The sequence below is a fragment of the Variovorax sp. GW822-FHT04E09 genome (assembly GCF_058800845.1).
On sequence record NZ_JBXAMR010000003.1, the window covers coordinates 355,145 to 365,491 of the forward strand.

Consider the following 10,347-nt stretch of genomic DNA (forward strand, 5'->3'; position numbering starts at 1 on the left):
CTATCTGGTGTCGGCAAGCGGCCACGGTGCGATGGGGCCAAAAAGCCGTTGTAACTTCTTGCTTTGGCGCCTGCGCTATATTTCTTGGCATGGAAAAGGCATCCGACATAGGCAAACCCACGGTTCCGATCGATCTGATCGGGCCGGAACATTGGGTCCGTTCACGGCGCGGCCCTCGCCGTACGACGAAGGTGCTCTTCATCTTGCTCGGCGGGCTCGCAGCAGCCACAGCAGTGGCTTACAGCTTCTTCGGCGCGGGGCGCTGAACACAAGCAAACAAGCAAGCCGCCCACGCCTCCACTGATTCACTCACTCGCTCACCGCGAGCCGCACAAGGCAAAGCCCGCTGTCCGTTGATCCAACGGGCAGCGGGCTTTTCTCTTTGTGCGCGCGGCGCTACTGCAGCCGCGAGCCGCGCGGCAGGCGCTTGGCCAGCCACTCGTGCACGTCAGCGCGGATGTTGCGGCCTTCGAGCAGGAAGTTCTCGAAGCGGCTCGGCACGTACGGCAGGTAGACCAGCGGCATGCCGGCTTCTTCGGGCGTGCGCGCGGCCTTGCGGTTGTTGCAGACGGCGCAGGCGCTCACAAGGTTGGTCCAGCTCCATGGGCCGCCGCGCGACTCGGGCATGACGTGTTCGCACTGCAGGTCGCGGTCGGCGAACACCTGCGCGCAGTAGGCGCAGGTGTGGCGGTCGCGGCGCAGCAGCTTGGCCTTGGTCACGCCGGGCACGACGTCGAAGAGGTTGATCTTCGACGCGCCGCGCAGCGCGATGATGGGCGCGACGTCGATGCGCGACTGCACACCGCGCGCCACGTTGAAGCCGCCGCGCAGCGTGGCCAGCGGCAGCGCGCCGTCTTCCCAGGCCACGTTGCCGGTGGCGTAGTGCAACACCGCCTGCTCCAGCGAGATCCAGGCTTGCGGCGTGCCCTGAATATCGAGTTGCAGGACGTGTGAATGCATGACGAATCGCCTCCCTTCGCGGCGATGGCTTGTGGTGAACGGATGGGGTGCACGAACGGAATCGAACCGTTGTCAGCGGGACCACAACCCGCGGCTCTGCCATTGAGCTACACGCACCATTGAAGAAACAGAAGACGAGCAGTGCCGAGCTGCTACCACTCGCCCGACGCGCGCACGCGCTGGTCGAGGTCGAGGCTGTCGAGTGGCGCCTCGCTGCCGCCCGGCAATGCCGACGCGCGATCCGCCACGTAGCGCGGCCCGAGCCCCACGCCGAAGCGCTGGGCCAGCGACCACACCATGTGCCTGCGCGGCAGCGGTGCCGGGTGCACGGCGATCATCCGGATCGGTGAGTTGCGCTTGCGCATGAGGGCCTCCTTGGTGGGTGACGAAAAAAGAAAGTAATGACTTGAAAAAATGTCCGGTGACGGGTTCCGGCGCCGCCCCATCTTTGCGGCCGGTTTCCGCGGGGCGGGCCACGCGTTGGCATGGCCCGGTCCCGCTCGGGTGTGGTCCGTGTGGCAGGAGTTGAACCTGCGACCCTCTGGTCCCAAACCAGATGCGCTACCAGGCTGCGCCACACACGGAAGAAAAACTAAAAAGCCTGCCCGCGCTTTCCATTTCGGTTGTGTCCTCACGCGACGGGCCGCGCGCTGGGCGCGGCCCCGTCGAACGTCGCTGCACAGGAGTGATCAACTCATGCACATCCCGCCAGACCGTCGACGCGGCAATTTCTGGCGGTGGGGTGAAGGCACACCCGAAATGGAAAGCGGCAAAAACAAAAAGGCCCGGAACCTTGCGGTGTCCGGGCCTCTTTGCGAGAGAGCTTGAGAGATGCGCGCCTACGCGCGACCTCCACCCGGGGGCACCTGATGAGCCTCGAACTGACCACCCACGCGCAGACGGGCTGCGGCTTTGGCGGCGTACGCGGTGTTCAGGTGCGAAGACAACGACAGGGGCGACGGCATGTCGAAACCATGGCAGAACCCGACGCGCACGAGCGGTCGGCCCGAGGCGGGTCGATGGCTGGTGAGGATCAGTGCGGTGTTCACGATGGTTCCTGGTCAAAAATTGCCGCTGTCGGCTGTAAGGGGTTGGAAAAAAGGGACGGCTTGTGCCGTGAATTGGAGGCAACTGTAAAGAGTGTTTACGGCGACGTCAACAACCGGGACAATCTTTTCTTGTCTTGTTGTTGTTTTTGAACAGTGCCCCATACCACCGTCGCGCGCCGCCGCAATGCGCTTGTGCTGCATCGCCGCTTTCTCGAGGACGCCGTCGCGGCGGGCCTGCCCGCCAAGGGGCTCGACCAGGCGTTCGCGCGCAAGCTCGAAATCTCTCCGAGCATGTGGAGCCAGATCAAGAGTGCGCGGCCCATCGGCGACAAGCTCGCACGGCAGATCGAACGGCACTGCGACGTGGCCGCCGGCTGGCTCGACGAAGACAACACTGCGCCTTCGGAAGCACCGCCCGATGCGGCGGAAGAACGCTTCGTGGCGGCCGCGCGCGAGGCGTGGCGCCAGGCCAACGCCAAAGGGAAACGAGAGCTCAGCGGCTGGCTGAAGAAGCACGCGCAGGAGAAGAAGGCGCTCGAGCCTGCCGACGGCCCTGCGCCGGCGCCCTAGCCTCTCTCAGGTCTTGCCAGCGGGCTCGGCAACGGCCAGCGCTGGCGCATCGCGCAGGATGGCCGCGCGCATGTCGTCCGGCACGGCGATGGCGCGGTGCGTGTCGAGCGAGGTCGTCACCAGTACCTGCCGCACCTGCATGCGCAGCTCGCCCGTGGTGGGCTCGAAGCAGCGCAGCGACAGCGTGATCGAGCGCGAGCCCAGCTGCGCTACCGAGATGCCGAGCATCACTTGGTCGCCCATGCGGCTCACGGCGCGAAAATCGGCGTCGAGCTTCACGGTCGGCAGGCCGACGCGGCGCTCGCCGATCAGTGCGTGGTAGCCCACGCCGAGCCCCTCGCTCACCCAGTCTTCGACCAGGCCGTTGAGCATCACGAAGTACTGCGGATAGAAGACGATGCCCGCCGGGTCGCAGTCGGAAAAACGGATCAGGCGCGGGCGCTGGAACTCCACACCACCGCCCTCGCCGCTCATGCGCGGTCCTCGACCGCGCCGTCGCCGCGCATCACGTGCACGCGCAGCAGCCCGAGCTGGTTGTGCATCTGCTTGACGGTCTTCATGTCCAGGCCCGAGAACATCTCGAGGATCCACTGCTCGTGCTCGGTGGCCATGGCTTCGAAGGCGTTGCGGCCTTCGGGCGTGAGGCTCACGATCCAGGCGCGGCGGTCGTCGGGGCTGGGCGCGCGCGCCACCATGCCTTCGCGCTCGAGTTCGTCGGTCAGGCCGGTGACGTTGCCGCCGGTCACCATCAGGTAGCGCGAGAGCACGCGCATCTTCAAGCCGTCTTCGTAGCGGTACAGCTGGGCCATGTAGTCGAAGCGCGCCAGCGAGATGCCGAAGCGCTCGCGCAGCCGGCGCCGGATCTCGGCCTCGATCTGCGTGGTGCTCGCGAGCATGCGCAGCCACAGCTTGAGCATGGCGTGGTCTTCATGGCCGGCGCGGGCTTCGTGGCCGAGTTCTTCGGCGTCGCTCAGCACGGCGTGGGAGGCATCGTTGCGACTCATGTGACTTCTCCTCCTGAAACGGAGATCGACTGGCCCGTGACCGAGGCGGCGCCTTCGCCGCACAGCCAGCGCACGGCGTCGGCCACTTCGGCCGGCTGCACGATGCGCTTTTGCGGGTTCACGCTGGAGAACTCGGCCAGCGCATCGGCTTCGCTGCGGCCGGTCTTGCCGACCACGTTGGCGACGCTGTTGCGCAGGATGTCGGTGTCGGTGTAGCCCGGGCACACGGCGTTCACGGTGATGCCCTTGCGCGCCACCTCGAGCGCCAGCGCGCGCGTGAGGCCGATCACGCCGTGCTTGGCCGCGGTGTAGGCCGACACGTAGGCGTAGCCCTTCTGGCCCGCCGTGCTGGCGATGTTGACGATGCGGCCCCAGCCCGCGTCGAGCATGTCGGGCAGCGCGGCCTGCGCGCACAGGAAGCTGCCGGTGAGGTTGACCGACAGCATGCGCTGCCACAGCTCGACCGAGGTCTTCAGGAACGGCGCGCTCTCGGCGGCGCCCGCGTTGTTGACCAGCACGGTCACCGCCCCGCGCTCGGCCCGCGCCTGCGCAAAGGCCGACTGAACAGCCTCCGGGTCGGCCACGTCGGCCGCCACCACGCCGTGGCCGCTGCCCGCCAGGGTGTCGGCCACGCGCTGCAGGGCCTGCGCGTCGCGGCCCAGCAGGGTCAGCACTGCCCCCTGGGCAGCGAGGGTGCGGGCGATCTCTGCGCCGATGCCGCGAGCGGCGCCGGTGACGAGGGCATGACGGCCAGTGAGCGAATTTGTGTGCATACCTGAATGGTTTAGTTCTGAATCATTTTAGCCATTTGCGCACCAGCAGGGTGCTACCGCATGAAACGGCCGCCGTTGAGGTCGAGCGTCGCCCCGGTCATGAAGGCCGCGGCCGGCGAGGCCAGGTAGACGACGGCGGCAGCCACCTCGTCGGCCAGGCCGAAGCGGCCGAGCGGAATGCCGGCCTTCAGCGCCTGCTGCCGCTCGGGCGCCAGCGCAGCGAGCGCGGGGCTGTCGATGGCGGCGGGGGCCAGCGCGTTCACGGTCACGCCGTGCGGCGCCAGCTCCTGCGCAAAGGCACGCGTCAGCGCCAGCAGGCCGGCCTTGCTGGCCGCGTAGTGCACGCCGGTGGCGCTGCTGACCTGTTGCCCCGCCAGCGAGGCCAGGTTGACGATGCGGCCCGCGCCGCGTTCGCGCATGTGCCTTCCGGCGATGCGGCAGCCGAAGAAGCTGCCGCGCAGGTTGATGGCGAGCACATCGTCCCACTCGGCGGGTGTGATATCCCACAGCGAGGTGGTCAGCGTGCGCGCTGCGTTGTTGACCAGGATGTCGACGGCGCCGAAGTGCGCCACCGCCTGCGCGAAGCGATCGTTGAAGGCCTGCTCGTCGCGCACGTCGAGGGGCAGTGCGAGGCCGTTCACCTCGGCGGCAACGGCCTGGGCATTGGCTTCGTCGATGTCCGCCACCGCCACGCGCGCACCGGCCTGCGCCAGCCCGCGCGCGATGGCCGCGCCCAGCCCCTGCCCCGCGCCGGTCACGAAGGCCACGCGCCCTGCCAGTGGAAGCGCGGTGGCGTGCGTCATCCGGCTTTGGCGGGCCGACCGTCCCAGGTCTGCGGCCCCACGCCGCGCTCGCGCAGCTTGAACTTCTGCACCTTGCCGTTCTCGGTGCGCGGCAGGTCGGGCAAGAGGTCGATGTAGCGCGGCACCGCGAAGTACGGCAGGCGGCCTTCGCAGAAACGCGCCAGCTCGGCCGGGTCGATGACGACGCCCTCGCGCGCCACCAGCGCGGCCATCACCTCGTCTTCGGCCAGCTCGGAGCGCACGGGGTACACCGCGCACGAGGCCACGCCGGGGTGGCTCAGCAGCACCTGCTCGACCTCGAAGGACGAGATGTTCTCGCCGCGCCGGCGGATCGCGTCCTTGATGCGGTCGACAAAGCGGAACGCGCCGTCGGCATCGCGCACCACGCGGTCGCCGGTGTGGAACCACAGATTGCGCCAGGCTTCGACGGTCTTCTCGGGCATATGGAAATAGCCGCTGGCAAAAGCGTACGGCTCGTCGGCGCGCAGCAGCAGTTCGCCGGCTTCGCCTGGCGGCAGCGGCACGTCGTCTTCATCGGCCACGCAGGCCTGGAAGCCGGGGCGCAGCCAGCCCATGACGCCGCCGCGCGGCGAATCGGGCGCGGTGGCGATGGCGAAGTTGGTTTCGGTCGAGCCGTAGCCCTCGAGCAGCGCCACGCCCGTGCGCGCCTGGAAGGCCTGCCCCGCCGCCGCGGGCACGCCGGGGCCGAGGCCGGTGCGCACGCGGTGGTCGCGCTCGCCCTCGCCCTCGGGCTGGGCCAGCAGGATCGGCACCATCGCGCCGAGCAGGTAGACCACGGTCGCGCCGTTGGCGCGCATCGCCGGCCAGAAGCCCGAGGCGGAGAAGCGCGACTCGAACACCACCTCGGCCCCGGTGAGCGCGGCCTGCGCGAAGGTGTTGAGCGCGTTGATGTGAAAGAGCGGCAGCGTGGTGCACAGCACGTCGTCGCGGCCGACGCCGAGCACCTCGGCGCTGTTCACGCCCCACCAGAAGTACTGTGCCTGCGGGCAGATGACGCCCTTGGCCGGGCCCGTGGTGCCCGAGGTGTAGAGGATGGCGAGCGGGTCGCCCGGCTGCACCGGCGCGGGCGGCAGCGCCTGCGCGCCCGGCGGGTAGGCCGACACGCGCACGCCGGCGGGCGGCGTCCATGGCGCTTCGGGCTCGCCCACCACCCACACCTCGCGCAGCGCCGTGCGGGCCAGCTCGGCCGTGGCCAGCCGATCGAGAAAGCCCGCCTCGATCACCAGCAGCTTCGCCTCGCTGTTTGCGAGGAAGTACTCGATCTGCGGCCCCATCGACGCGGTGTTGACCGGCACGACCGAGGCACCGAGCCAGCCCGCGCCGAGGAAGGTGTCGAGGAACTCGATGCGGTTGCCGCACATCACGGCGATGCGGTCGCCGCGCGCCACGCCATGCTGTGCAAGCGCACCGGCGCGCGTGGCCGCGGCGTCGGCCGCATCGGCATGCGTCCATTGCCGGCCCGCGATGCGCAGCAGCGGGCGGCCGCCGAACAGCGCCGCCTGCCGCTGCAGCATGGCGGGCAGCGTGCGCTGCGCCGGCGGCACCGCGCGCGGGTCACTCGTCATCGTGCGTGCCTCCGCCGAGGTAGGTGGCCTGCACGCGCGGGTCGCTCGCGAGGTCACCGGAAGCACCGGACAGCGCGATCTCGCCCGTCTCCAGCACGTAGCCTTCGTCGGAGCTCTCGAGCGCGGCGCGCGCGTTCTGCTCCACCAGCAGGATCGACACGCCGTCGTCGCGCAGCTTGCGCACGATGGTGAGGATGTCGCGCACGATCAGCGGCGCCAGGCCCAGGCTGGGCTCGTCGAGCATCAAGAGGCGCGGCGCCGACATGAGCGCGCGGCCCACCGCCAGCATCTGCCGCTCGCCGCCCGAGAGCGTGTCGGCGCGTTGCGCGCGGCGCTCGGCCAGGCGCGGGAAGCGGTCGTACACCGACTGCAGCTGCCGCTTCATCGCATCGCCGCGCAGCCGCTTGGCGTAGGCGCCGAGCTGCAGGTTGTCGAGCACGGTGAGTTCGCCGAACAGCTCGCGCCGCTCGGGCACGAGGCACAGCCCGCGCTCCACACGCGACTCCACATCGAGCCCCTGCAGGTCTTCGCCTTCGAAGCGCAGCGTGCCCTTGCACGGCAGCAGGCCCATGGCCGCGGCCAGCAGCGTGGTCTTGCCCGCGCCGTTGGGGCCGATCACCGAGATGATCTGGCCCCGCTGCACGTCGAGCGACACGCCGCGCACGGCCTCCACCTGCCCGTACGACACATGAAGGTCGCCAATCTCCAGCATCGCGGTCATACGACGCTCCCGAGGTAAGCGGCCTGCACACGCTCGTCGGCACGCACCGCCGACGGCACGCCCTCCACGAGCTTGGAGCCGAAGTTCATCACCACCAAACGGTCCACCAGTTTCATCACGAAGTCCATGTCGTGTTCGACGATCAGGATGGTCACGCCCTCCTCGCGCAGCTTGCGCAGCAGGTCACCGAGTGCCATCTTTTCCTTGCGACGCAGGCCGGCCGCGGGCTCGTCGAGCACCAGCAGCACAGGGTCGGCGGCCAGCGCGCGCGCGATCTCCAGGATGCGCTGCGTGCCCAGCGGCAGGCTGCCCGCGAGCTCGTGCGCGCGGTCGCCCAGGCCGATGCGGTCGAGCTGGCGCTGCGCCTCCTGCAGGATCTGGCTTTCTTCCGTGCGGTCCAGCCGCAGGCCCGCCTTCAGGATGCCCGAGCGCGTGCGCGAGTGCGCGCCCAGCGCCACGTTGTCCAGCAGGCTCATGTGCGGGCGCAGCTTCACGTGCTGGAAGGTGCGCGCCAGCCCGAGCCGCGCCACCGCGCGCTGCGGCATGCCGGCGATGTCGTGCTCGAGAAAGCGCACCTGGCCCGCGCTCATCGGCAGCGTGCAGGTCAGCAGGTTGAACATGGTCGACTTGCCCGCGCCGTTGGGCCCGATGAGGCCGATGATCTCGCCCGCCTTGACGTCGAAGCTCACATCGTTCACCGCCACCAGCCCGCCGAAGCGCTTCACGGCGCCGTTGACCGACAGCACCTGCGTGCCGCGTGCCGGCAGCTGCCGGTGCGGCAGCGGCTCGACCGGCGCGCCGGTGTAGCGCGAGGCGCCCTGCGGCGCGGCACACCGGCGCGTCCAGCGCCGCAGCAGGCCCATCACGCCGCCGCGCGCAAAGTGCAGCAGCAGGATGAACAGCGCCGCGAAGGCCACGGCCTCCAGCTGGCCCGCGCGCTGCGTGAGCATCGGCAGCACGTCCTGCAGGCCGTTCTTCAACACCAGCACCAGCGCCGCGCCCACCAGCGCACCCGCCAGCTGCCCGAGCCCGCCGGCCACGGCCATCAGCAGGTACTCGATGCTGGCGCGCACGTCGAAGGGCGACGGGCTCACGAAGCGGTTCATGTGCGCATAGAGCCAGCCCGCCAGCCCCGCGAACAGCGCTGCCGTGACGAACAGCGACAGCCGCACGCGGTAGGCGTCGGCCCCCACGCTGGCCAGCAGCGTGGCGCCGCCGCGCAGCCCGCGGATGGCGCGCCCGGGCCGCGACTGCAGCAGGTTGTGGCTGAACAGGCAGGCCAGCCCGACCACCACCCAGATCAGGTAGTACATCGCGCGCGGATCGGCCAGCGACCAGCCGCCGATCTGCAGCGCCGGGATGTTCGACAGGCCCGTGTGGCGCCCGAGCGCATCGACGTTGCCGAACAGCATCGCGATCGACAGCCCCCAGGCGATGGTGCTCAGCGGCAGGAAGTGCCCGCCCAGCCGCAAGGTCAGCATGCCGATGGCCAGCGCCGACAGCCCCGTGAGCAGCAGCGCGAACAGGAGCCCCAGCCACGGCGACAGGCCCTGCGCGGTGGTGAGCCACGCCGTGGCATAGGCCGCGATGCCCACGAAGGCCGCCTGGCCGAACGAGGTGGCGCCGCCCACGCCGGTGAGCAGCACGAGGCCCAGCGCCACCAGCGCGCCGATGCCGATGTCGTTGAGCAGCGAGACCGTGAAGCTGCCCGCCACGGCCGGCACCAGGGCCAGCACGACGATCACGCCCGCGATCCACGCCATGCGTTTCGTGTTGCCGTTCATTGGTCCACCTCGTCTTCTTCCTCTTCCGAATGGGCCGCCATGAAGGAGCGCAGCATGAGCACCGGGATCAGCAGGCTGAACACGATCACGTCTTTCAGCGCGCCGCTCCAGAACGACGCGAAGCTCTCGACCACGCCGACCGCCAGCGCGCCGATGGCCGTCATCGGGTAGCTCACGAGCCCGCCGATGATCGCGGCCACGAAGGCCTTCAGGCCGATGATGAAACCCGAGTCGTAGTACATGGTGGTCACCGGCGCGATCAGCACGCCGATGAGCCCCGCCAGCAGCGAGGCGCAGCCGTAGGCCAGCAGCGCCGTGCGCACCGGCCGGATGCCGACCAGCCGCGCACCCACGCGGTTCACGGCCGTGGCGCGCAGCGCCTTGCCGGCCACCGTGCGCTCGAACACCAGGAAGAACAACCCGCTCAGCACCACGGCCGCCCCCACCATCAGCACCACCTGGCCGCTGACCGTGAAGCCGTCGCCCAGCGTGAACACCGCGCTCGTGAGCGGCGTGGTGCGCGAGCCTTCAGGCCCGAAGAACAGCAGGCCCAGGCCCGACAGCAGGAAGTGCAGCGCCAGCGACACGATCAGCAGCACCAGCACCGAGGCGTCGGCGATCGGCTGGAACACCACGCGTGCCAGCAGCGGCGCGATGGGCACCACCAGCAGCACGGCCACCGCGATGTGCACGGCCACCGGCACGCCGGGCCGCGCCGCCAGCCAGGCGAGCACGCACGGAATGGCGGGCAGCACGCCCCACATCAGCACCGCCTTCGGGATGCGCGCGGCCTCGCCGCGCCGCAGCAGGCTGCCGATCTCGGTGGCCAGCGCCAGCGCGGCCAACACCGCGACCATGCCGATGGTCGGCGGCACGCGGCCGGTCTCGAAGGCCGCCAGCGACAGGGCGGCAAAGGCCGCGATGTCGCCGAACGGCACGAACACCACCCGCGTGACCGAGAAGATCAGCACCAGCCCGAGCCCGGCCAGCAGATAGACGGCACCGTTGGCCAGGCCGTCGGTGACGAGGATCAATGCCACGTCCCAGTTCATAGAAAAACCTCTGTCGGAGTCATCGTTGTCGTTGTCGTGAAGGGA

Annotated in this window: 13 protein-coding genes and 2 tRNA genes; 3 read left to right on the forward strand and 12 right to left on the reverse strand. The window is 69.6% G+C overall.

Features of this window, described 5'->3' with window-relative positions:
- The first annotated feature begins 89 nt into the window (after window positions 1–89).
- A complete protein-coding gene (locus AC1RL8_RS13925) occupies window positions 90–266 on the forward strand; it encodes a hypothetical protein (RefSeq protein ID WP_157627325.1) in 177 nt (58 codons plus the stop codon).
- A 130-nt stretch (window positions 267–396) separates the two neighbouring features.
- Here AC1RL8_RS13925 and AC1RL8_RS13930 read toward each other — a convergent pair whose 3' ends face one another.
- From AC1RL8_RS13930 to AC1RL8_RS13945, 4 genes are all read right to left on the reverse strand, one after another.
- Complete coding sequence (locus AC1RL8_RS13930; RefSeq protein WP_062473294.1) at window positions 397–960, reverse strand: HNH endonuclease; 564 nt, start codon at window positions 958–960, stop codon at window positions 397–399.
- 43 nt (window positions 961–1,003) lie between these two features.
- Window positions 1,004–1,077 (reverse strand) — tRNA-His (locus AC1RL8_RS13935).
- A gap of 35 nt (window positions 1,078–1,112) precedes the next feature.
- Window positions 1,113–1,325 carry a short-chain dehydrogenase gene (locus tag AC1RL8_RS13940; protein ID WP_159275720.1) on the reverse strand — a complete coding sequence of 71 codons (213 nt, stop codon included), beginning with the start codon at window positions 1,323–1,325 and terminating at the stop codon, window positions 1,113–1,115.
- Between the two features lie 142 nt (window positions 1,326–1,467).
- Window positions 1,468–1,544: transfer RNA gene (locus tag AC1RL8_RS13945), tRNA-Pro, on the reverse strand.
- 285 nt (window positions 1,545–1,829) lie between these two features.
- Between AC1RL8_RS13945 and AC1RL8_RS13950 the strand changes: the two genes are divergently transcribed.
- Together AC1RL8_RS13950 and AC1RL8_RS13955 are read left to right on the forward strand one after the other, a co-directional pair.
- Entirely contained in the window at window positions 1,830–2,159 is a 330-nt protein-coding gene (locus tag AC1RL8_RS13950; protein ID WP_307588821.1) for a hypothetical protein, read from the forward strand.
- A 3-nt stretch (window positions 2,160–2,162) separates the two neighbouring features.
- Window positions 2,163–2,579, forward strand: coding sequence for a hypothetical protein (locus AC1RL8_RS13955; protein WP_139702007.1), 417 nt, complete (start codon window positions 2,163–2,165; stop codon window positions 2,577–2,579).
- Window positions 2,580–2,585: 6 nt separating this feature from the next.
- Here the strand turns inward: AC1RL8_RS13955 and AC1RL8_RS13960 are convergent, their stop codons facing one another.
- From AC1RL8_RS13960 to AC1RL8_RS13995, 8 genes are read right to left on the reverse strand one after another with little or no spacing between them, the layout of a single operon-like run.
- The gene (locus AC1RL8_RS13960; RefSeq protein WP_492684554.1) at window positions 2,586–3,053 is read right to left on the reverse strand and encodes an acyl-CoA thioesterase; all 468 of its coding nucleotides are present in this window, start codon (window positions 3,051–3,053) and stop codon (window positions 2,586–2,588) included.
- On the reverse strand, window positions 3,050–3,583 hold the full coding sequence (locus AC1RL8_RS13965; RefSeq protein WP_062473285.1) for a MarR family winged helix-turn-helix transcriptional regulator: 534 nt from the start codon (window positions 3,581–3,583) through the stop codon (window positions 3,050–3,052). Before AC1RL8_RS13965 ends, AC1RL8_RS13960 begins: the two co-directional genes overlap by 4 nt.
- On the reverse strand, window positions 3,580–4,356 hold the full coding sequence (locus tag AC1RL8_RS13970) for an SDR family NAD(P)-dependent oxidoreductase (protein ID WP_492684555.1): 777 nt from the start codon (window positions 4,354–4,356) through the stop codon (window positions 3,580–3,582). The genes AC1RL8_RS13965 and AC1RL8_RS13970 overlap by 4 nt, the downstream gene beginning before the upstream one ends.
- Before the next feature lie 53 nt (window positions 4,357–4,409).
- Window positions 4,410–5,159 carry an SDR family NAD(P)-dependent oxidoreductase gene (locus AC1RL8_RS13975; RefSeq protein ID WP_492684556.1) on the reverse strand — a complete coding sequence of 250 codons (750 nt, stop codon included), beginning with the start codon at window positions 5,157–5,159 and terminating at the stop codon, window positions 4,410–4,412.
- Window positions 5,156–6,745, reverse strand: coding sequence for an ATP-dependent acyl-CoA ligase (locus AC1RL8_RS13980; RefSeq protein ID WP_492684557.1), 1,590 nt, complete (start codon window positions 6,743–6,745; stop codon window positions 5,156–5,158). The genes AC1RL8_RS13975 and AC1RL8_RS13980 overlap by 4 nt, the downstream gene beginning before the upstream one ends.
- Window positions 6,735–7,466 (reverse strand): ABC transporter ATP-binding protein, encoded by a 732-nt coding sequence (locus AC1RL8_RS13985; protein WP_095950531.1) that lies wholly within the window; start codon window positions 7,464–7,466, stop codon window positions 6,735–6,737. The genes AC1RL8_RS13980 and AC1RL8_RS13985 overlap by 11 nt, the downstream gene beginning before the upstream one ends.
- Window positions 7,463–9,250 carry a branched-chain amino acid ABC transporter ATP-binding protein/permease gene (locus AC1RL8_RS13990; RefSeq protein ID WP_492684558.1) on the reverse strand — a complete coding sequence of 596 codons (1,788 nt, stop codon included), beginning with the start codon at window positions 9,248–9,250 and terminating at the stop codon, window positions 7,463–7,465. Before AC1RL8_RS13990 ends, AC1RL8_RS13985 begins: the two co-directional genes overlap by 4 nt.
- Window positions 9,247–10,302, reverse strand: coding sequence for a branched-chain amino acid ABC transporter permease (locus AC1RL8_RS13995; protein ID WP_070062349.1), 1,056 nt, complete (start codon window positions 10,300–10,302; stop codon window positions 9,247–9,249). Before AC1RL8_RS13995 ends, AC1RL8_RS13990 begins: the two co-directional genes overlap by 4 nt.
- Window positions 10,303–10,347 lie beyond the last annotated feature (45 nt).

Excerpts from the sequence above, each read along its gene's own strand:
- AC1RL8_RS13925 (WP_157627325.1), top strand. The coding sequence starts at position 90 with ATGGAAAAGGCATCCGACATAGGCAAACCCACGGTTCCGATCGATCTG.
- AC1RL8_RS13930 (WP_062473294.1), bottom strand. The coding sequence starts at position 960 with ATGCATTCACACGTCCTGCAACTCGATATTCAGGGCACGCCGCAAGCC.
- AC1RL8_RS13940 (WP_159275720.1), bottom strand. The coding sequence starts at position 1,325 with ATGCGCAAGCGCAACTCACCGATCCGGATGATCGCCGTGCACCCGGCA.
- AC1RL8_RS13950 (WP_307588821.1), top strand. The coding sequence starts at position 1,830 with ATGAGCCTCGAACTGACCACCCACGCGCAGACGGGCTGCGGCTTTGGC.
- AC1RL8_RS13960 (WP_492684554.1), bottom strand. The coding sequence starts at position 3,053 with ATGAGCGGCGAGGGCGGTGGTGTGGAGTTCCAGCGCCCGCGCCTGATC.
- AC1RL8_RS13965 (WP_062473285.1), bottom strand. The coding sequence starts at position 3,583 with ATGAGTCGCAACGATGCCTCCCACGCCGTGCTGAGCGACGCCGAAGAA.
- AC1RL8_RS13970 (WP_492684555.1), bottom strand. The coding sequence starts at position 4,356 with ATGCACACAAATTCGCTCACTGGCCGTCATGCCCTCGTCACCGGCGCC.
- AC1RL8_RS13975 (WP_492684556.1), bottom strand. The coding sequence starts at position 5,159 with ATGACGCACGCCACCGCGCTTCCACTGGCAGGGCGCGTGGCCTTCGTG.
- AC1RL8_RS13980 (WP_492684557.1), bottom strand. The coding sequence starts at position 6,745 with ATGACGAGTGACCCGCGCGCGGTGCCGCCGGCGCAGCGCACGCTGCCC.
- AC1RL8_RS13985 (WP_095950531.1), bottom strand. The coding sequence starts at position 7,466 with ATGACCGCGATGCTGGAGATTGGCGACCTTCATGTGTCGTACGGGCAG.
- AC1RL8_RS13990 (WP_492684558.1), bottom strand. The coding sequence starts at position 9,250 with ATGAACGGCAACACGAAACGCATGGCGTGGATCGCGGGCGTGATCGTC.
- AC1RL8_RS13995 (WP_070062349.1), bottom strand. The coding sequence starts at position 10,302 with ATGAACTGGGACGTGGCATTGATCCTCGTCACCGACGGCCTGGCCAAC.